We start from the raw sequence: 20,875 nt of genomic DNA, 5'->3' as shown, positions 1-20,875 counted from the left end.
AAGGAATAAAAAGAGGGTGCAAACTGCAATCACTTTAAAGCAATACGCTTAATTTGCACATATTTAAAAAGGGTTGTTTATGCCAGGTCAACTACGTACTAAACCGTTATCGATTGCCGCTGTAGGTATGACCGTTGACGGCCGCGAAATATCAGAGCAAGACGTAGCCGACATTGTAGAAACCTATAACCCGCGTAAATACGGTGCACGTATTAATGTTGATCACGAGTTTAATTGGTCAGGTTGGGCCGCTAAAAATCTTCATAACGTAGATATTCCCGGCATGTTGGGCGATGTAGAAAGCGTACAAGCCTATGAAAACGAAGAGGGCGTTGTGTGCTTATACGCAGTGCTTGCGCCCAATCAAGGGTTTGTAGAGCTGAACAAAGCAGATCAAGCTGTTTATTTTAGTATCGAAATTAGCCGCGATTTTATGGGCACAGGCAAAACCTACCTAACCGGTTTAGCAGTGACGGACTACCCAGCCAGTTGCTATACCGACCGTATCCATTTCAGTAGTAAGAGTAAGCCAGATGACACGGACGTCTCTTTATTAAAAGTTGATTTAGGATCATGTGAGCCTATCGACGCCGCACCTAAAAAACCATTTTTTAAACGACTATTCGCAAAGGAAGAACCCGACATGAACGAAACACAATTAGCCACTGCATTAAAAGATGCGCTGGGCACACCGCTTAGTGAGTTTGCTAAAAAACTAGACGGCTTAGCCACAAAGCTTGATTCGTTTTCAACCACAAAAGTGGAAGGTGAAGAAACGCCGCCAGCTGATGATGAAAACACTGAATTAGCTCAAGTAAAAGAAGAGCTATTAAAAACAAAAACAGCATTAGGTGAACTTAACGACAAGTTTACCAAAGCGTTGAAAACACCTGCGGGTGATACCACTGACGCCGACGAAGAACCCGAAGGCGATGAGGGTAAATACAGTAATTTGTACTAATTGCATTCACTCTAACTTAACTTAGCTAAACGCAGGAAAGAATATGAAAACCAGAACTAGAGAATTATTTGTCGCCATTATGGCAGGCATGGCCGTTAATTACGGCGTTACATCAATGAGTGAACAGTTCAACGTTGAGCCTACAACTGAGCAGCATTTATATGATGCTGTTTATGAATCGGCTGAATTTTTACAGATGATCAACACCGTACCGGTAGACGACTTAGTTGGTCAATCGGTGATCATGAGTGTAGACGGTGGCGTTACAGGTCGTGCAGGCGTTGAAACCGACGACACCAAAGAGCGACAAACTCGCGACGTATCAAAGCTCGCTAAACGTGAATACCGTTGTTACCCCGTTGAATGCGACATTCATATCACATGGGTAAAAATGGATCAGTGGTCTAAGTTCCCTGATTTTCATAATCGTTATCGTAATCACGTACGTCAGGCTATTGCGCTCGACATTATTAAAATTGGTTGGAATGGTACGCGCGTAGCTGATACCACAAATATTACAGCCTATCCAATGATGAACGATGTAAACATTGGCTGGCTACAACTAATTCGCCGCGATGCACCCGAGCGCGCAATTAGTGAAGGCGAAACCGCTGGCGAAATTCGTATTGGTGCTGGCGGCGATTACGAAAACCTAGACCAAGCGGTGCACGATGCATTGCAAGGTATTCCTGAGCACAAACGTGCAAACATGGTGGCTATTATTGGCGACGAGCTTTTAGCACAAGACAAAAATAAGCTGTACGCCAAGCAAGCACATACCCCAAGTGAAAAAACTAAGATTGAGCTGCAACAGGTGATTGATACCTATGGCGGTTTAATGACATACAAAATTCCGTTTTTCCCCGCTCGTGGCATTTTAGTTACCAGCTTTGACAACTTAAGTCACTACGTACAAACGGGATCAACGCGTACCAGTGTAGAAAACAACGCTAAGAAAAAACGCGTTGAAGACTACCTATCACGAAACGATTGCTACTACGTAGAAGACCTTGAAAAAGTCATGTATTTCGAATCAACCAGTATCAAGTTACCAAATTCAGACGGTAGCGCCTGGGTTTAAATATTCGGTAAATTCCCATTTGGCCGGCTTGTTTAATCCAATTTTCGAGCCGGTCTTTTTAACCACATTAAAGAGTGTTTTTAAATGAGCTTAGTCAAAAAATCATTAGCCAAAGCAGCAGGCAGTGTACCAGCAAGCACTGACAAAAAAGCGCCAACGGTCGCGGCAACAGCCACGAGTACCCATGCGCCAACCACTATCACTAAGCAAACCGAGTACCAGCTTTATGCAGCAGCCATCGAATCTGACTTAGCTCAATTAAAAACATTTACTGATATAGCAGATAAAGCAACTTACAAGTCTGAAGCGTTAGAACGCCAAGATTATTTAGGGTATATCAATCAATATCGACTAAGCGGTCAGTGCCACCCGAACACGGTTTTAGCATGGGTGTTTATTTGGTTGGTTGACTTAAAGCGCTGGGATGCAGCGCTAGAACTCCTGCCGTTTATGATTGAGCAAAAACAACCACTGCCAACGGTATTTAATACCAAACATTGGCCTGCATTCGTTATCGACCAACTCTATGACGATGCAAATTACTACCTAACAGAATCAAAGCAGCAAGGCTTATTTGATATTAGCTATGTACTGCGTGGCTTAATCAATACCGTAAAAAACCAAGACTGGAACGGCCTTGAAGTGGTGGGCGGTAAATTGTACGCCATTGCTGCCAAGGTTGATGCAGCCCAGCACAATTATGGTAATGCTCTGTTATTTGCAGAGCACGCCCAAGCCATTAACGACAAAGCAGGAGTTAAAGGTTTAGTAGATAAGCTAGCAAAGCAATTAAAAGCAACGGTTAACGTGTAACAGCTCCAACGCCAGCGGGCAACTTAGCACAGTGCGAGTATTAATTATGTCGCCAGTGTGACTAAGTGGCGCCCGCACCTAATTTAATGTGTGTGTTTTTACAGGTGCAATATGAATTTAAGCGGTATGCCACAAGCAGATTTACAAAGCATCAATGTTGATGTGCCAGGTAATGGCTATTACCCAGCATTAAGCACCGCGTATTTTATTGAGCACTACGCAGTTGCCCAAGAGTACGCCAGCAAAAGTGCGCTGCTTGTTGAAAAGCTAAAGCGTGCACAGGGTGAAATTAATCAAGAATTAGAAGATGTTCAGCTTACTCATGGCGAGCCACTAAACGCACAGCAAGTAATTTTTTATAACGATGCAGTTTACAGCAAAGCTAAGGCGCATTTATTGGTATCTAAGCTTGGCAGTACACACCGTGAAAACGCAACAGCACAGTCGCAATCAGCCATTGATAACTTTGAACACTGGCAACGCGAAAGCATAAACGCCATGCGCTTACTGCAAGCACTAAGCCCTAATTTATCGGTAGAGCTGTTATGAGCCAAAGCAAAATAGCACAGCTAACAAAGTACTTAATTGATGCGCAGTACCAAGGCAAAAAGCTAGCGTTAGATACTCAGTTTAAAACATCAGTGGAGCAGGGCGTAATAATTCCCGCTAGCAAAAAAATAAACAGCAATGGTTTATTGGCAGCAAGACTTTATTACTCGTCAGTAATTTCGATTGACCCGTGCTTTGCACCAGTTGAGCTAATAAGCGCATATGTAAGTTTTTGGCTACAAAACAACGGCACAGGTGACGACTCACAAAACGCAGAGTTTGCAAGCACAATTAATGACGACAACTCATACGAAATTGAAATAGCCATAGATACATTCGAAGAAACTATCGAGCTAATAGAGCAGGAAGATGGACCATTTGAACTAGATGGTAAGTGCTACGACTTTGGCCAACAAAGCCTATGGATTGCTGAGAAATTTAATTTAACAGGCAGCGTATACAGTGCTGAAGATTAAGTTTGACGAAAACAGTAAACGAGACCAACTGGAGGCGCTAACGCTACCAGAAAAAAAGCGTAGAGCAATAATGAGAAGCATGGGGCGTAGGTCACGAGAGATGTCTATTGCAAGGGTAAAGCAAGGCAAAAACACAGATGGTAGCGCATGGAAAGAGCCAAAGAAAAAAAGAATTTTTACAAAAATAAACCAAAAAAAGCGCACCTATATAAAAACAAGCGGTGTTAGTGCGGAGATTGGTTATAAATCAAGTGGGCGTGGTTATGCAGGTGCAATTGCAAAAGCTCATTCGCGCGGCCTAGAAGAAAAGTTCAGCGTAGAGCGGTCAATAAAAAACTTAAAAAAAAGGCCTCGGCCAGATTACGGCGAGGGCGCAACACTAGAGCAAGCCAGAAGGTTAAAAGCATTAGGTTACAAAATGTGGAGCAAAGATATGGGTAAGTACGTGAGGGTTACCCAAGGAACAATAATGCAAAAGCTATCTTTCGGCAAAGCAGGTTTGATTATCGCTTTATTAAAAGCAGAAGAAAAAGAGAAGAAAAAGCAGTGGTCAATAAAACGACCAGAGCGGGAGTTGCTAGGCAACACGCCAGTAGAGCGAAGCAAAATAAGAATCGCAGAGTTAGAAAAGAAAATGTATTTAAATCAGAAATAAGGGCAGCTCAAGCAAGAGCAAATGGCAAATTGACTTGCCTGCCCGCTCTTTTTTAGGGCAAACCGTTGCTGAACAAAAACAGCAACAAAGTTTTATTTTAAACAAAGCTATGCACGTTGCGTAGCGCAAAGCAAAAGGAACGATCATGGCACAAGGTAAAGTAACCGTTGCCGCCATACAAACAGGCAGTGGCGCTACGAAACAAATTGAACGCAGTGTGTTGTTTATCGGTCAAGCGAGTGAGAACAACGGCAAAATTTTATCTATTAATGCACAAAGTGATTTTGATGTTGAGTTTGGCGCCGCCGACTCCCCACTAAAAACACAAGTAAAAGCATGGCAACGCAACGGTGATGACTTAGTGAGTGGTTATGCCATCCCGCATGGTGCAGGCGATAACGTAATGGCCCTTATTGATAAAGCAATGGATCAGGATGTTAGCCCTGAAATTATTGTTATTTGTACGCCAGTTACAGGCAAAGTCGACATTGAAAGCTACCAAGCGAAAGCGCTTGAAATTTTATCGAGCCTTGCTCGTCGTGTTCGCTTTTTACTTGCAGCACCTGGCTTAACGGCTGAGCAAAATTGGCCTGATTTAGTGACTTCATTGCAACCGTTAACCGATGGCGTAGTAGGCGATCGTGTGGCTGTTATCCCGCTTTTATTCGGTGACGAACTAGGCGCAGTAACAGGGCGTTTATGTAAAAGCGCAGTCACTATTGCCGACAGTCCAATGCGCGTGCTAACGGGTGCAATGTCATTGATGCCACACCCAGAAGATGCCGCCGGCAACCCCTTAACCAACTCAACCACGGCGGCACTTGATGCGCTGCGTTTTAGTTGTACACAGTTTTATGCTGATTTTGATGGTACGTATTTTGGCGATGTAAACATGCTCGACGCTGAAGGCGGTGATTTTCAAAAAATTGAAATTGGCCGCATTGTTGATATGGCTGCACGTGCTGTGCGCATTATTGGAATTTATAACGTTAAAAATCGTCGCTTAAACAACAGCAGCACCGGGATTGAATTTGGTAAACGCATTATGGGTAAACCGCTGCGCAACATGGCACGCTCTATCAATATTGGTGCCGACAAGTTCCCTGGTTTAATTCGCGCCCCAAAAGACGACAGTATCAACCTAACGTTTATGAATGCGACCACATTACAAGTCGTACTTAAAGTTAAACCAATCGATTCACCCAACACCATCATTGTTGGGATCATGTTAGATAACGCAGAGTAGGAGCGCAAACATGCAAAAAGTACTAGGCGGTAAAGACTTCGATATCTTCATTGGTGATTCGATGGTTCATGTTATGGAAGCGACTTGCAAAATTACGGATGGGCGCACCGTTAAAAAAGTGCGCGGTATTCCAAAGGGCTTTATTGATGGCGATGTTGAAGGCGAAGTAACACTAAAGCTTGATCATGAAAATTGGTTAATCGTGCAAGCGCAAGCTGAAAAAGCAGGCAGTTGGAAAGGTATTGAACCGTTTGATATTGCGTTTAATGCAGAAGTAGCAGCAGGTAAAAAGAACGTTGAAGCGTTTGGTTGTCTGCCGCAGCTGGACGAAATTTTAAACATTAAAGCCGATGGTGGCGAAGAAGACACCACATCAATCAAGTGTCCAATTACTAGCCCTGATTTTGTCAAAATTAACGGTGTGCCATACCTAACTGACGATGAAGTGAGAGATTTGTAATGACTAAAGCCATTCGCACACTAACTGCCACAACATTACTAAGCACCCTGCAAGCATGTGGGCATAAAGTATTTGAGGGTGAATTAAACCTAAACATTATAGGCATTCGCCATACAAACACCCGCGCCAACACGTTTAACGATGCAATTTGTGTGTTGTATCAGCAAAACAGCGAATGGCAGTTAAAGCAGTATAAAGCCACAACAGATGCCGGTATTTACTGGCGTAAAAACCCAATGAACATAGACGGCACAGCGGTGCTAGTTGCAGGGCAGCATAAAAGCTTATGGACGTTGGGTTATCACCAGGGCAAGTATCGCGCCCTTGTACAGCATAAACCGGTTGTTGTTCTACGTGACAACAACAAAGACACCGAGTTAGACACGGACGTCACACCCCAAGCAGAGCTACAACAAGGTTACTTTGGTATTAATTGCCACCGTGCAAACAGCAAAACCACATCAACCCAAGTTGATAAATGGTCTGCCGGTTGTCAGGTGTTTGCAAATCCCAATGACTTTGATGAATTTATTGCTTTGTGCGAGCAATCAGCAGCCAAGTACGGCCCTTATTTTACCTACACACTGCTAGAACAAGCAGATATTAAAGAGAGTATTGATCATGGCGTTTGAGAAAAAAATCACATTAGAAACCCCCGTTGGCGAAATCACATTTAATGTAAATGGCGCCGACTACAACAAATACATTAACTCGACTCAGCCAAATAACAAGGTGCAGCCGGCAACTAACTTTTTATTAAACACAGTGGTTGAAGCCGACGCTAAAAAGCTCAAAGAGCTGGTACAGCAACCGGGTGCAGCATTGTTTTTAGTGGGTGCAATTGTTGAAGAATACCAACCTGAGTTTAATTTTACGGTAAAAAAATCGAAAGCCGAGCCAAGCAAATAGGCAAAAGCAGGCTCGATCAGTTACTGGCATACCACGCTAAGTATTTTGGCAACCAACCAGTAACTGACGAGAGCTTGGCACAGGCGCTTTACCTTGAAACATCACAGCAAGAAAACTTTGTAACAGCCGTAAATAACGGCATTTGCACAGCATTAGGCGGCGAGTAATTAATGGCAACACTCAGCAAATTAGACAAGCTTACTTATTCAATCGGCATCATTGACAAAGTCACTGGCCCGGTTAATAAAGTCATGGCTAAAATTAATCAGCTGAGCCAGCAAACCGCCGCTGCACAAGATCAAATGATGCGCGGCGCAGCCACAGCCGTAGCAGGTGGTTATGCGCTTGCCCGTTCGCTTGCGCCAGCAATAGATCAGGCCTCCGCATTAGGTGAAGTGAAATCGCTTGGCGTAGTTGACGAATCATTACAAAAATTAAACAAAACTTCATTAGAGTTTACCGCTAACTTTGGCGGCAACGCATCCGACTTTGTTCGCAGTGCCTACGACATTCAATCAGCAATGTCAGGAATTACAGGCGACGAACTATCAAAAGTTACCGAAATATCAAACACCTTAGCCAAAGCCACTAAAGCTGATGCCGCAACAGTGACCGACTACATGGGAACGATGTACGGCGTATTTAAATCAACAGCCGACAAAATGGGAAAAGTAAAGTGGGCGGAAGATATAGCAGGCATTACCGCTAAGGCAGTAACTGATTATAAAACTGACGGTAAAGAAATGGCTTCCGCGTTCAGTGCTTTGGGAGCCTCATCGTCTGCGCCACTGGCAGAACAAATCGCAGTAATGGGGCGTTTGCAATCGACTATGAGTGGTAGTGAATCAGCAACAAAATATAAAGCATTTGAAGCTGGAGCAGGTAAAGCTCAAAAAGCACTCGATTTAGATTTTACAGATAGCTCGGGCAAGCTATTACCGATGGTAGATATACTTCAAAAAATAAATGAAAAAACAAAAGGATTAACTAAGCAAGCGGACATTGATGCAATAGCAAACGCGTTCGGATCAGCTGAAGCATCATCATTAATTAAACTATTAATAACTGATATTGATGGGCTAAACAATCAGGTTCAAGACTTAGGCAGCGTAAGCGGTATGGCAAACGTTGCAAAAATGGCAGACGATATGAGAACGCCATGGAACAAATTAAGTGGATCATTTAATGCTGCATCCATAGCACTAGGCCAGCGTTTGTTACCTGTGGTTGAGCCGTTCGTTGAAATGCTCGCCGCCGGCTTTGCTTATATCGTTTCGTTAACTGAGCGCTTTCCGATTTTATCCAGTGTGATTGCAACACTTGTAGTGGGCATTGTGGCGCTTATCTCTATTTATGGCGTGGTCATGTTCATGATGGGCCTTTACAAAATGGCGCTGATAACAAGTGGTGCGCTCACAATGGGTTTAACAGTGATAACTAAATTATGGCAAGGCGCACTCATTGCGTTGCGTGTATTGGGTTTTTTATCACTCATTGCAACGATGGGCGCGGCGGCCATTGCCATGGGTACATTTAAAGCAGTTATGCTCGCAGGCCAAGCGGCTACATGGTTGTTTAATGCAGCGCTTTGGGCAAACCCAATTACGTGGGTAGTAGCGGGTGTTATTGCGCTCATCGCGGCGGTTGGTGCGCTTATCTATTACTGGGATGACTTAGTGGCTGCGTTTCAAAATACCGCATGGGGGAAAGTATTAATGGCGGTGTTTGATAGTGTGAAAGCGGCCTTTAATGGGGTGATTGATAGCGTAAAATGGGTGCTCGAAAAGCTCGGCCTGATTGGCGATACCGAGGCAAAAATAAAAACAGAAGCGACCTCAACACACGAAAACATTAACCGTGCTCAGCCTAGAAATTTAGTCATGCAAAATGCAGATCAAGCGTTCAGCCGTGACTACGGCCAAGCTGTGATCAACAAAGCTGCCCAAGTACCAGGCAATAAAGCCAGCACTAACTATGGTGCAGTGAATGATGTTACGTATTTGAATCGAACGCAGTTAAACAAAGGTCAAACTAATAACGCTATTAACTCAGCATTACAAAGCAGTAATGCCATTGAGCAATCAAACAGCACGTTGGGACAAACGAACACATTAAATAACCGCTATGTAAGTTCAACTGTGGCGAATAGATTAACCAATATCGCGCCTGTAAACACCGCTATTAATAACAATGCTTCAGCAAACGATGCTGCTTATTCAACAACGGGCAACATAAATAACAGCGCTACTAACTCAGTATTACAAAGCAGCCCAGCTACACATAACGATGTTGTCCACAATGCACAATCAACACAGTTCGTAACACAATCAGCGATAGAAAATGGCAATACACGCACAGCTAATCATTTTACTAACGCGGCCAATTCACCTGTTTATAGTCAAAAATATGAACAACTCGCCAGCTTTAATCAAGGTGCAGCGCCATTACAACGATTGCCAATGGTCAAAACAGATCAGGCAATTACTAACACAGCGAACGCGTACAGCGTTGAGCAATTAAATACTGAGCAACAACACACGAATAGCTATAAAGCCAAAGTACAAAAATCAGCGTTTTTACAAAGCCTAACGAGCAGCACCAGCCAGAGCAGTTCAAGCGAGAGCGATAACAGCAAGCGTGTGCACATAGACAACTTAACGATTAAATCTGACGACTTAGCGCAAAGCTTTGAACAAATGATGGAGCTAGCAAGCTGATGAACTTTGATATTGCACTGCACATAGACCTAGAAATACAAGACGGCGACTTTATGCTTAACGACTCGCTAAGCCCTAGCGCGCTTAAAAAAGCCGACGTAATAGGCCAAGACATAAAGCACCGCATTTTAGAAAGTGGCTTGCTAACCAAGCTTGTTGGCCTGCGCAATAAAAACGGCATAGCGCCCATTTTAACCGAGCTCGAATTACTAACCGAGCAAGACAATCGCGTAAAGCCAGGCACAATAAAAGTGCACCGCAACGACGATGGCACGCTAAGCATTAACGCACAAACGCGACAGTATGGGAGCAGCAATGAACTTTAAAACAATGATGCAAAATGCAGGCTTGCCAATGGACGAGCAAACAGCGCAAGCGCAGTGGCAAGCACAGTTAAAAGAGCAAAACATACAAGTTGCCAACAATTCACCCTTTGGCCCATTTTGGCGAACCGTTGAAGCGTTGCTAACAAAGCCAGTCGTGCAGCTGTTTAATTGGCTAGCAACGCAGCTAATGCCTGACTTATTCATTATGACAGCAAGCCGAGTTGCACTGATTGAACGCCATGGCCCTGCACGTAATGTGTTTATTCAAGCGGGCGTAAAAGCACAGGGATTATTAACGTTTACACGCGAAAGCGACGAGGGCGAAAGTTCCATTGTGGCAGGAACCGCAGTGGTAACCGATGTGCTAGGCGATAAAGTGTATAAGCTTATACTTTTACAGGATGTGTATTTTCAACAAGGGCAACGCACTGCGTATGCATTGGCTGAAGCCTATGAAACCGGTGCAGCTTATAACTTACCCGCAGAGGCTTACCGATACTTTACTGAGCAACAAGAAGGGATCACCGTAACCAACAACGATGATTGGTTAATTAAGCCAGGCTCTGATGATGAAGACACTGAGCATTATCGCCTACGCATTCGTAACGTATTTGGTACTGCTTCCCGCTGGCATATCAATGCTGTTTACAAACAAATTATTGCTAGCTTTGCTGTACCAATAGATAACATTGAAATACTAACCAATGCACCACGTGGACCAGGCACGGCTAATGCGTATATTTACTTAGATGTTGGCCCTGTACCAACAGCACTATTGAGTGCTATTAACCAACATATTCGTACCGCAGGCCACCATGGTTTAGGGGATGACTTTATGGTTTACGCTATGGCAACCAACGGGTTTGATATCACCGCAACCTATAAGTTACATGACAACAGCCACGCTATTCAAGACGACTTAACCACGTTTATACAAGCCGCATTTCGTCAAAATGCAGCGTATGCACCCACACGCGTAACGCATCAAACTGTGTTCAGTATTAGCCAACTAATAACACAGTGTCATGAACAATTTAGTGAACTGCAATCAATCAAGTTTGATATTGACGACATAACCGCCGCCAACTGGTTACCGGTACTTACATCATTAACCGTTAACGAGGTGGCAAATGGCTAACGAAATCGCCACTTGGTTAAACAAAGGCTACGCCGAAAAACTTGTAAAAGCGGCCACAGGCTACTGGGAGCAATCGCGCGACTATGTTATGTGGGCAGTGAACCAAAAAGACGAGTTAAAAAATGAAGAGCCTGTATTAGGGTTCCTAGCATGGGAGCGGCTAACTACCCGACTAGATGATGAACCCATAGAGCTATACAGAAAACGCGTACAGCATGCATTAGTTAATACTATTGACGCCGGTGAAATGGCATCCGTAAGAAGTATTTTCGACCGCTTAGGGTTAGAAGTGCTCAATGTGCGTGAGCGTATTGATGGGCGAGATTGGGACATTATTGCCATTGATATGTCTGACTCAACGCTTGCAGGTAATACAGATTTACTCCCTGAACTAATACAGCTGTAGGGCCGAACATGCCGCCGATACGAATTAACAGTGCATAACTTGGCAGCAGTATCGCTAAGCCTTGGCCTAACTCATGTGCAATGGGATAACAACTACGTTAACTCAGCAACAAAAATAAACGCAATAACTGGCATTGATCACGGCGTAGTTCATAGCTTTTTGGGGCTAGACGCACTAACAAGCAACACGCGCCACCAAGCAACAAGCATTGATGTGCAGCACAGCATTAACGCGCACCAGCATTATGGGTTTTTAAGCAAAGACGGCGGCATAAGCACCGCCAAGGAGCAACTATGAATCAGGCAATAACCGGCATAATGACCAATGCTGGCAAGGCATACATAACAACAGCAACGCTGCAAAACAAAGGGCTTGAAGTAACAGAGCTAGTGTTTGCAAATATACCCGGGCTAAACGAGCAAGCAACCCGCAACCCAAACGAAAAAATGCCGGGCGGCGCACAAATAGTTTATCGCCGCAACATAGATACGTCAGGGTATGTAGATGCAAACACAGTCGCGTGGGCAGTAGTGCTAGAGCAAGATATAGGCGACTTTGACTACAACTGGATAGGCCTAGTTACGCGCAACGGCACGCTGCTAGCAGTAGATTACTTACCCCTGCAGCGCAAGCGCCAAGGTGTAAACAACGTGCACAACCGCTCGTTTGTTTTAAAGTTTGCGGCAGCCGCAGCCCTAGCGCGCATTACCATTCCAGCGCAATCGTGGATGTTCGACTACAGCCCGCAAATTGACGGGCTAACACTGTTAGCAACCAGCAATGCAACGGCACAAATAAACAACATGCGCCGCACTGTGCGCAATTACTTTTTAAATAAAAACTTCAGCAATTTCAGCAAGGAACTATCATGAGCGTAACGCAAATAAACCAGCTAGTAACCGCAGCCGACCAGCTAACAACAGCAATCGAAGGCAAAGCAACAGAAATCGACAGTAAAACAACGCAGCTAGACCAGTTCGTAAAAGCCAAGGCAAACGAAATGGCAGTCGTTGCATCAGACGGTTACCGCAAGGCAATCGAACACGCATCCGGTGGCCGCAATAAAGTGATCATCGACGAACAGGGCAACCCAAATGTGATGGTGCCAATTGCCCCGTTCACATATGAAGAGTTAGCCGCTGCAATCCAAGAAAAATACAGCATAGACTTAAACCTAGGCACAGGCATTCCAACCATGTTTATGCGCAACGGTGTTCAGCTGGGCGAAGTGTACATTGGTAAATACCTAGCATCAGCCGGAGCAAATGGCGGCTGCAGTGTTATCGGTGGTGTGCAGCCTCGCACATCGGTTAATTACGACCAGGCAAAAGCACTATGCAATAACAAAGGCGCTGGCTGGCACATGATGAGCATTCACGAATGGGCAGCAATAGCGCTGTGGTCTTATGCAAATGGCACAGTGCCGCGCGGCAATACAAACTACGGTCGCAGCCACGAAAACAAATTAGAAACAGCGCGCCGTAGCGACAACGGCTTACCAGGCGACGCATCAGGAACAGCAAGAACCGACACCGGCAAAGGCCCTGCAACATGGTCGCACGACCACACCGAATGGGGCATTCAAGACCTAGTGGGTAATGTGTGGGAATGGTTAGACCAAATGATGCTAGACGAAGGGCAGATCATTACTACGCTTGACAACAACCCAGCAGTAATTGAAGAAAACTGGAACAAGCACACGGCGTTTTTCGACTCGCCAACGGCAAGCACAGAAGGCACCGGCAACGCTGGATCTCCAAAGCTAAGCAACAGCGTTACAAATCGCAACGGCCCAGTAGGTAATGACGCGTACGACAACCCTTATTTAACAAACAGCCACTTTGCAGCAATCGAAAAGGCGCTCGACTACAACAAAATTGAGCTGTTACGCCGCCTGTTAATCGAGTCAGAATCAACAACTACGGTTGGCGGCTACATCTACTGTCGAAATTATGGCAGTCGATTCCCGCTGCGTGGCGGCAGCTGGAGCGATGGCTTGAACGCTGGGCTGGGCGCGCTTAATCTGAGCATTGCGCGTTCGAATGCGTACAGTAATATCGGTTTTCGTCCCGCTTTCTTTGCGTAATTGGTTATTGAAATTTGAACCCTTGTAGGCGCGATTTCACATCGCGCTTTAAATGAATAAAAAGGTAATACTATGTTTTCATACATATATAAAGGTGTAAGCCACAGCAATACAACGGGTGTGTACATGCAAGGTCTAGGCATGGAAAAAGAGCAAATTGAATCTGTATTAAACCAGCAGCAATTTGAATTAAGCCAAAACGTAGAAAAGCGCCAAGCTGCATACAAAGCAGAGTCAGACCCGTTATTTATGGAGTCACAATTTGATAGTACAGCTGAGTCACATCAAAAGTGGCAGGATAAAGTAGCTGAAATCAAAGCCCGTTACCCATTGCCTGAAAATGCATAACCTAGCGATTTCTTATCATCAAACTGCCGGCCCTTGCTCAATGCAAGTGGGCGCGCAGTTGCTTGCGTCTGCCATTAAAGACGACTCACGCACCGATAAACCAGCGTGCTATGGCGGTTTATTGTTATCAGTGAGTGCAACCGATCCTGCAGCGCTGGCCAGTAAGTTGGAATCAATAAACAACTATTGCCCAATCCCTGAGTTTATCGCCTGCGCCCAGTATGCCAATAGTCAAAGCACATTAGAGCAGACCAAACTAGATACCTATGACGGCCAAAGTATCGAATGGCAAATAAACACATTGCAAAACTTAACGCCAATACGTGAGCAACAAATAGCGGACGAAATTGCTACTGTAAACGACAGTGGCAAGCAATTAATAAACACCATTGACGATGCATTGACTCAAACCGTTGAGCTAAAAACAGCACGCGACGAGCGACTAAATCAGGCGCAATTTACTGCCCAAAGTAGCGGGGTCGATATGCAATTAATAACAGCCGGCACAGCAAAGCAGCTAGCCGACTCAGTTACTAACAAAGGCAATGAGCATAACTATTGGGCATTGTGTTTATTTGTTGGCGAACTAAGCGAGCTTAATCACATTAAAGAGGTGTTATGAGCATATCGTTAGATGGCTGGAATATCCCCGGGTATGAAACGCGGGTCAATGCTGGTATTAAATTAGCCGGCGGCGATATGTCAGGCATGGGAAGTTTTGCGCTCATTAGCGATCAAGGTGTTAAGCCTGGCATGTTAACTGTGAGCACTAAAATACCGCTTAATGAAGAGGGGGCTTTAGCATTACTTATTAGCAAAGCGAAAGCACTTGATGAAAACGGCGCCCGTATTATTTACACAATTAATAATGCATTGGCAGAGGCTTATAAAATACGTAAAGCCAAATTTGATGGCGAGGTAAAAGCTGTAGAACTTGAAGAAAAGCGCGCATGGCAAATCACCTTTAAACTTATTGAAGTACAGTCCGTATCAGAGCGTGAGCAACAACAGCTAGATGGTACAGCAAACCAAAATGCACAGTCGCAAGCGGTCACTTCAAATAACGATGTACAAAGTAAATTTGCAGCGGTGGAGGGGCCATGAGTACTCGCCTATCTGATACGCTAACAATTGGGGGTAAACCAGTAACGAGCATCGTTACTAAAAGCGTACAACTTGATATAGCCAGCACTGGTCGTGCAAAGTTTGAAATAGTGACAGAGGAAGTGCCAAGCGGATTAGTCGAACTGCATTTAGGTTACACACTAGATAATATGGTCCCGTATTTTCTCGGCGTTATCGAATCAAAACACCAGGCAAACGGCCGTTGGTATTTAACTTGTCGCGAATTACTCGGCGCATTAAGTTTCACTGCCCCCCTTGCAGTTCGCCATGCAACAATCAAAGCGGTGCTTGATGAATTGGCAAAGCTCGGTGTTGAATTTGTGACACCTGAAAACGCCGGCTATTTAAATAAAACGATACCCGCGTTTTACCATAGCGGCATAGGTATTGAAGCGCTAAAGCAAATAGGCAAAGCATGGGGCATTAGTGATTTTATATTTCAACAACGCCCCGATGGCAAAATATTTGTCGGTAGTTGGCACGACTCCCGCTGGCCACTCGCAGCAATAAACGATTTTCCAGAGCACACAATAACAGCCAAAAGCTCAACCACCGGCGAGCTAATAGCCATTCCAAAATTAAGACCAGGCATACAAATAAACGGCCGGAACATAACCGAAACAACCCTAATCAACGACAGGATGCACATACGATGGTCAAACAAGCCATTAAACGCCTAATACAGCGCTACTTCCCAGAACTAAGCGAACGTAAACACCTGCCGCAACTTGCACGTATCGAAAAAATATACGACCTACCAAGTGACGCCGCAGCAATCAGCACCGCGTTTAGGCCACTAAAAGCGGCCGACGTACAGCTATTAAACCCGCTCACAAATGAGCCATTAGCCGTGCCCGTATTTCAGCAAGTAACACTCGGCACAGGGCAAGCATCCGATCATGGTTTGTTGAACGAACCGATGCCAGGCATGCAATGTTTAATACAGTACATCGATGGCCTAAACAGCCATCCCGTCATCACCAGCTTATTACCATGGCAAAGCTTAGTGCCCGAGCACAAACGCACCGATGTTACGCTACAGCAAAACAGCCGCAGCAAAATACAAGGCCGCGACGGCAACTGGCACACCACAACCGACGGCGACATAACCCAAACCAGCGACACGAGCAAAACAGCAGCACGCAAAAGCGAACAAAACTATCACCAACGCACCTGCAGCATAGACAGCCACGACATTGCAAAAATAGATGGTAATCAAATCAACGAAGTCATGGGCGCATTAAAAACCGTGGTCGGCGAAAAAGCCTTAATAATTGCACTTGAAGGGTTATTGCTAGGCAGTAAAAAGCAGGTAGATATTGAAGCCACCGAAAACATGAACCTAACCACACTAAAAACCCTCCACGCCAAAGCCACCGAACTAGCAAAGGTCGAAGGAAAAACAATTTGGTTGGGTGACAGTTCAGTAAACGTGGCTAAAGTACTTCTTGATTTAATAAGCCTAGTAAAAGACATAAATCAAAGTTTAGAAACTCACGGCCATAAAGATCAGGGAGCAGGGCCTCCAATAACAAAGGGCGAATTTACAGGCCACAAATCAACAGCAAGTGATTTGAAAAGTATATTAAATCCAATTGTGGCTAATTAATTTTTGGTGCTGAATTTAAATTTTTCTTTAACTGTTTCATCATAGAGTGATGTGTATCCAAACTCTAGAGTCAATTTGGATGTTATTTCGCTCTCAATCTCGTTTTTACTTTGTTGGCTTGTTCTGTCATCAAACTGTAATTCCAATATAATTATTGTTTCGCCTTTAGCTATATAACTATTTTGTTTTTGTGTAGAGGTAATTGGTGGTTTTTTGTATGCACAATACGTCTGAAATTTTTCATTAATTATTTTTTCGAAGTCTTCGTATTCGATGAGTTCATCATCATAAAAAAACTTAAATTCATCTACTTTTGCTGGACCTAAACCTTTATTGGTTATTGAAAATGTAAAGGCTTCTACATGTAGGTTAAGGTTACTGCATATTGCAGGTCTTACAGATAGCTCATTGTGCCGTTTATTTGACTTTGATTGCTGCCAAGTAAAGTAGATCGCAAATATCGCTATAAGTGTTGAAATTAAGGGTAAGGCGAACTTTAGAATTAGATCCATAATCGTGCAATCTCATATTAGAGCGGAGAATAAGAGTTGTGTATATATATGTGTATAAAATATTTTAAATATTTATTTTATTTATTTTAAATCAGATACTTGATGTAATTATCTCATAGTCGTGCCAATAGATTGTTGCTTGATTTTGCTCTTGATATGCCATGCTGAAAACCCTGAGTAGTTAACTTTAAAGCGCCTAAATACGTGCCAAGTTACTAAAATAATGAATTATTTAGATTATGGCATATGGGCGAGGGAGTTTATAGGTTTGTCTGATAAATGAGGTGTTAGTTAGATATTTTGAATTTTGAGGGCTAGAGCTTACCTATACTTAATTAAGTAATTCAAAAGTGGGCTTTATTGCTGCAAATAAAATTAACTGTTACATTTGTAACTATATTATATGAAAGGACTCTGTAAAAATGAAACTCAATCAAGTTTTATCAATTGTTAACCAAGTCGAAAAATCTAAATTTATTTCATGTCTCGACCGCCTTTGTTCTGATGCTGCTAAGAATAATAAAAAACTAGCTAAAACAATAGACAATATTGACGGTCAAATTAAAAATGCGTCTGGTAGCGAAATTACCCAATTATTCCATACCGTCAGAGATTTTTTTAAATGCTCTGTAAAAGATCAAATATTAATGAGTACAGCACAACTCAACTTGCTAGTTAATATTTTGAGCCGTGACGGGAATGGAGTTGCTCGAATTAGCTGGATTGAATCGCTTTATGAGAAAGAGTGGGCTGAGTTATCAAGGCTCTCAAAAGAGCTTAAAGATTATATCCAACAAAATTCAGCTGAAAGTATTTTAGAAAGAAATCGCGCCTTGAAAATTTATCATGCGTGCATGAAAGAAGCATACTTTAATGATGAAAAGAATAATCGCGATGCTAAAGTAACTGACGATGAGCGCAGCATTCTGAATGTGCTTGCAGATGAGTTGAATTTAACAACAGATGAATGCGCTGCTGTAGAGCATTTAGTCGATGTTATTCCTAAAAATGGAGTGCTGGATGCTTTAAATAGCCTGAGGGATATGGGGTTATTGTTTATAAGTAAAAAACGCCAAGAAGTGTTCATTCCAGATGAAATAGTAACTTTACTTAATGAAATTCAAGGGAAAGATTTAGCCGATAAATATATATTAAGAATCCTCAGAACTCTTACTGACGCTGAGCTTTCAAATGCACTTAAAGCGCATGGTCGTAAAATAAGAGGCGTAAGCCGAACTGATAAGATTCAAACAATTATTCATTCAGGACTTAGCGCAGCTAGATTACTATCAGATGATATCCACAGTCTTGAAGATAATCAAAATCAACGTAAAGAGCGCTTAAAACAGTTAATTCAAGACTTAGAAATTGACACTGAAAAACTTGGCACTACTTTAGATGAGCGTATTAGTTTAATACTATCATCGCTATCAGGTGCAACAGAAAAGGAGTTTGATTCCCTCAGCGCTAGTGGATTTAAGCAGCTTCTAAAAACATTAGAAGAACATTTTCCAACAATGCAAGTAGTGCTTAAAGAAGCATTTGAGCTTGAAGCTAATGAAATAATAGATACTGAAAAATTACGTGCCTTGAGTATCACACCTCATGATATTTTATATTTACTTTCAAATGATGAAGTAAGAGAAGTTCGAGATAGTATGGGGCTATCTAAACGTGGTAATGCGCGTTTTGCTATTTTAGAAAGCTTTGCTAATGCGACCGATAAACTAATTGAAAATTACGACGCATTAGCGCGTCGTGATATCAATACTCTTAGGGAAGTTGGTGCAGATGTAACAGAAGCTGATATTGGTGTTAAGTTTGAAGAAGTCACAAAAGCAATTTTTGAACTACTAGAGCTAAATATCGACGAAGACCTTCGTAAAGATTTAAATACTGCTAAAGATAAAGCAGATATCGTAATTTCACTAAGTGATAACGACATAATTATAGGTGAAGCAAAAACCTGTAAAAATGGAGATTTCGCCAAATATTCAACAACGTCGCGGCAAGTAAAAGCCTATGTAACTCGCGCAGAAAACCAGGGTAAACGAGTTGCACAAGTGTTGATAATCGCGCCCAGCTTTTCAGATGATTTTATTGAGTCCGCCGAAATGGATACTGAAGTAAATATCTCATTGCTAGAAGCGCATGGTCTTAAGTTAATACTTGATGCTTACAAATCTAAACGTAACCCAAGTTTCGCTCCTAAGTTACTTACTAAAGGTGGTTTGCTGAAAGCAGAGTTAATAGCCAAGAATATCTAAGGCAGATACTAAAGGCATGTACTAACTTAAAAAATCAGTTAATTTAATAAAAGAAAGATCTACCTAATACAATGAAATTAAAGTTAAAAATAACATTACTCTACTCACTTTTCATATCTGCTAGCGCTTTAGCTGGACTGGCTAAAGTTCAAGTAAATGGCTTTGACGTTGAATATGAGCTAGCTGGTAAAGGTAAACATACTATTTTACTTGAAGCGGGCGGCTCTGCTGGTTTAAGTGATTGGGATCCGGTTTTTGAATCCCTAATTCAGCACGCTAAAGTTATACGGTATTCTCGTATTGGTAATGGCGGCTCTGCACAAATAAAGAAAAATTATAGCTCTGAAGAATATGCAGCTGAGGCTTTGTTACTTCTTCAAGTACTAAAAATAAAAGAGCCTGTTGTGTATGTTGCGCATTCTTATGGTGCTTATATTGCGCGTGTATTTGCTGCAACATACCCTAATCAGGTTAAAGCGTTGATGTTGATTGAGCCTGGATCAGAACACGATGTAGATATTATGCGCGGGATTGATTTGCCACGCGCTGAAAAAGAAATTGCAGCTATAAAGCTCGACGATATGAAAAATGGAATGTCGAATCAGTATTTAGATTTTTGGTCAAAACGTCCACTGCCTGGTTATCCACAAATTGCTGACATACCCGTGACAGTAATTGCCTCAGTTAAAAAGTACAAAAAGCCATCTGTATTATTTTTTACCGACAAAGCGCGTGAAATGTGGGGCGACTTACACTCAAAGTGGGCTAATGCATTTCCTCAAGGTGAAATAGTAATAACAAATAAAAGCTATCACTACCCGCAAAATGATGAGCCAGAAATGGTTGTAGCCCAAGTAGTTAAGTTGCTTGAACGTACTAAATAGGTGTTGGTTTGGTTGCTGATTGTATAAATACCAATTGCCGTAAATTAGTAGTTTGGCATTAGACTAAAGTCTATAGATTAGATTTTTTCACTTATTAGGTTTGTTTTAATCGTTTGTCGTTTTTGTGGTAATTCACTAAAGTTCAGTTGTCGGCAACAAGCACGGCTAACTAATACCAATTTTATTAAAACATGATCATTTTAGCGAATTAAATAACTCACTAACTGCGTTAAAAATTACTTATATAGAACGACTATATTCCATAATTTTTTCCTTGTTATTAAGCTATTTTCTTGACGCTAAAAAA

Annotated in this window: 24 protein-coding genes and 1 pseudogene; 24 read left to right on the top strand and 1 reads right to left on the bottom strand. The window is 42.8% G+C overall.

Annotated elements, in window-relative coordinates; genetic code table 11:
- Positions 1–79 precede the first annotated feature (79 nt).
- The 22 genes and pseudogenes from P20495_RS12170 to P20495_RS12265 all read left to right on the top strand — a co-directional run bounded on the left by P20495_RS12170 (position 80) and on the right by P20495_RS12265 (position 16,905).
- Positions 80–961, top strand: a complete 882-nt coding sequence (locus tag P20495_RS12170) for a GPO family capsid scaffolding protein (RefSeq protein WP_008135635.1) — start codon at positions 80–82, stop codon at positions 959–961.
- A 43-nt stretch (positions 962–1,004) separates the two neighbouring features.
- On the top strand, positions 1,005–2,042 hold the full coding sequence (locus P20495_RS12175) for a phage major capsid protein, P2 family (protein WP_008135634.1): 1,038 nt from the start codon (positions 1,005–1,007) through the stop codon (positions 2,040–2,042).
- An 84-nt stretch (positions 2,043–2,126) separates the two neighbouring features.
- Complete coding sequence (gene gpM / locus P20495_RS12180; protein ID WP_008135633.1) at positions 2,127–2,855, top strand: phage terminase small subunit; 729 nt, start codon at positions 2,127–2,129, stop codon at positions 2,853–2,855.
- A gap of 111 nt (positions 2,856–2,966) precedes the next feature.
- The gene (locus tag P20495_RS12185) at positions 2,967–3,404 is read left to right on the top strand and encodes a head completion/stabilization protein (protein ID WP_008135632.1); all 438 of its coding nucleotides are present in this window, start codon (positions 2,967–2,969) and stop codon (positions 3,402–3,404) included.
- Positions 3,401–3,880, top strand: a complete 480-nt coding sequence (locus P20495_RS12190; protein WP_008135631.1) for a phage tail protein — start codon at positions 3,401–3,403, stop codon at positions 3,878–3,880. The genes P20495_RS12185 and P20495_RS12190 overlap by 4 nt, the downstream gene beginning before the upstream one ends.
- Positions 3,867–4,535, top strand: a complete 669-nt coding sequence (locus tag P20495_RS12195; RefSeq protein WP_033015537.1) for a phage virion morphogenesis protein — start codon at positions 3,867–3,869, stop codon at positions 4,533–4,535. The genes P20495_RS12190 and P20495_RS12195 overlap by 14 nt, the downstream gene beginning before the upstream one ends.
- 145 nt (positions 4,536–4,680) lie before the next feature.
- The gene (locus tag P20495_RS12200; protein WP_008135629.1) at positions 4,681–5,781 is read left to right on the top strand and encodes a DUF2586 domain-containing protein; all 1,101 of its coding nucleotides are present in this window, start codon (positions 4,681–4,683) and stop codon (positions 5,779–5,781) included.
- Positions 5,782–5,791: 10 nt separating this feature from the next.
- Positions 5,792–6,241, top strand: a complete 450-nt coding sequence (locus P20495_RS12205; RefSeq protein ID WP_007378142.1) for a phage protein — start codon at positions 5,792–5,794, stop codon at positions 6,239–6,241.
- A complete protein-coding gene (locus P20495_RS12210; protein ID WP_008135628.1) occupies positions 6,241–6,873 on the top strand; it encodes a hypothetical protein in 633 nt (210 codons plus the stop codon). The genes P20495_RS12205 and P20495_RS12210 overlap by 1 nt, the downstream gene beginning before the upstream one ends.
- Entirely contained in the window at positions 6,863–7,150 is a 288-nt protein-coding gene (locus P20495_RS12215; protein ID WP_007378140.1) for a putative phage tail assembly chaperone, read from the top strand. The genes P20495_RS12210 and P20495_RS12215 overlap by 11 nt, the downstream gene beginning before the upstream one ends.
- Positions 7,126–7,317, top strand: a complete 192-nt coding sequence (locus P20495_RS22795) for a hypothetical protein (RefSeq protein ID WP_374700022.1) — start codon at positions 7,126–7,128, stop codon at positions 7,315–7,317. Before P20495_RS12215 ends, P20495_RS22795 begins: the two co-directional genes overlap by 25 nt.
- Positions 7,318–7,320: 3 nt before the next feature.
- A complete protein-coding gene (locus tag P20495_RS12220; RefSeq protein ID WP_008135625.1) occupies positions 7,321–9,867 on the top strand; it encodes a phage tail tape measure protein in 2,547 nt (848 codons plus the stop codon).
- A complete protein-coding gene (locus P20495_RS12225) occupies positions 9,867–10,193 on the top strand; it encodes a DUF2590 family protein (protein ID WP_008135623.1) in 327 nt (108 codons plus the stop codon). Before P20495_RS12220 ends, P20495_RS12225 begins: the two co-directional genes overlap by 1 nt.
- Positions 10,183–11,331 (top strand): baseplate J/gp47 family protein, encoded by a 1,149-nt coding sequence (locus P20495_RS12230; RefSeq protein WP_008135622.1) that lies wholly within the window; start codon positions 10,183–10,185, stop codon positions 11,329–11,331. Before P20495_RS12225 ends, P20495_RS12230 begins: the two co-directional genes overlap by 11 nt.
- Positions 11,324–12,034 (top strand): annotated as a pseudogene (locus P20495_RS22790) (hypothetical protein). The gene P20495_RS12230 and the pseudogene P20495_RS22790 overlap by 8 nt, the downstream one beginning before the upstream one ends.
- Complete coding sequence (locus P20495_RS12235) at positions 12,031–12,609, top strand: phage tail protein (RefSeq protein WP_008135619.1); 579 nt, start codon at positions 12,031–12,033, stop codon at positions 12,607–12,609. The pseudogene P20495_RS22790 and the gene P20495_RS12235 overlap by 4 nt, the downstream one beginning before the upstream one ends.
- The gene (locus P20495_RS12240) at positions 12,606–13,823 is read left to right on the top strand and encodes an SUMF1/EgtB/PvdO family nonheme iron enzyme (protein ID WP_008135618.1); all 1,218 of its coding nucleotides are present in this window, start codon (positions 12,606–12,608) and stop codon (positions 13,821–13,823) included. Before P20495_RS12235 ends, P20495_RS12240 begins: the two co-directional genes overlap by 4 nt.
- Before the next feature lie 72 nt (positions 13,824–13,895).
- Positions 13,896–14,171 carry a hypothetical protein gene (locus tag P20495_RS12245; protein WP_008135617.1) on the top strand — a complete coding sequence of 92 codons (276 nt, stop codon included), beginning with the start codon at positions 13,896–13,898 and terminating at the stop codon, positions 14,169–14,171.
- A complete protein-coding gene (locus P20495_RS12250; protein WP_033015531.1) occupies positions 14,164–14,793 on the top strand; it encodes a hypothetical protein in 630 nt (209 codons plus the stop codon). Before P20495_RS12245 ends, P20495_RS12250 begins: the two co-directional genes overlap by 8 nt.
- Entirely contained in the window at positions 14,790–15,275 is a 486-nt protein-coding gene (locus tag P20495_RS12255; RefSeq protein WP_008135615.1) for a hypothetical protein, read from the top strand. The genes P20495_RS12250 and P20495_RS12255 overlap by 4 nt, the downstream gene beginning before the upstream one ends.
- Positions 15,272–15,976: a hypothetical protein gene (locus P20495_RS12260; RefSeq protein WP_008135614.1), complete on the top strand. Its 705-nt coding sequence runs from the start codon at positions 15,272–15,274 to the stop codon at positions 15,974–15,976. The genes P20495_RS12255 and P20495_RS12260 overlap by 4 nt, the downstream gene beginning before the upstream one ends.
- Positions 15,949–16,905 (top strand): hypothetical protein, encoded by a 957-nt coding sequence (locus P20495_RS12265; protein WP_008135612.1) that lies wholly within the window; start codon positions 15,949–15,951, stop codon positions 16,903–16,905. The genes P20495_RS12260 and P20495_RS12265 overlap by 28 nt, the downstream gene beginning before the upstream one ends.
- Here P20495_RS12265 and P20495_RS12270 read toward each other — a convergent pair.
- Positions 16,902–17,417 (bottom strand): hypothetical protein, encoded by a 516-nt coding sequence (locus P20495_RS12270; protein WP_008135610.1) that lies wholly within the window; start codon positions 17,415–17,417, stop codon positions 16,902–16,904. The two genes, P20495_RS12265 and P20495_RS12270, sit on opposite strands and share 4 nt — an antisense overlap.
- A 422-nt stretch (positions 17,418–17,839) precedes the next feature.
- Between P20495_RS12270 and P20495_RS12275 the strand changes: the two genes are divergently transcribed.
- Both P20495_RS12275 and P20495_RS12280 read left to right on the top strand, forming a co-directional pair.
- Positions 17,840–19,684, top strand: coding sequence for a hypothetical protein (locus P20495_RS12275; RefSeq protein ID WP_007378126.1), 1,845 nt, complete (start codon positions 17,840–17,842; stop codon positions 19,682–19,684).
- A gap of 71 nt (positions 19,685–19,755) precedes the next feature.
- Positions 19,756–20,568: an alpha/beta fold hydrolase gene (locus P20495_RS12280; protein WP_008135607.1), complete on the top strand. Its 813-nt coding sequence runs from the start codon at positions 19,756–19,758 to the stop codon at positions 20,566–20,568.
- The last annotated feature ends 307 nt before the right edge of the window (positions 20,569–20,875 follow it).

Source organism: Pseudoalteromonas sp. BSi20495, from assembly GCF_000241185.1.
In the GTDB taxonomy this organism is placed as follows: Bacteria; Pseudomonadota; Gammaproteobacteria; order Enterobacterales; family Alteromonadaceae; genus Pseudoalteromonas; species Pseudoalteromonas fuliginea.
The sequence above is the reverse complement of the archived record's forward strand: the minus strand, read 5'-3'. Positions and strand labels throughout refer to the sequence as shown.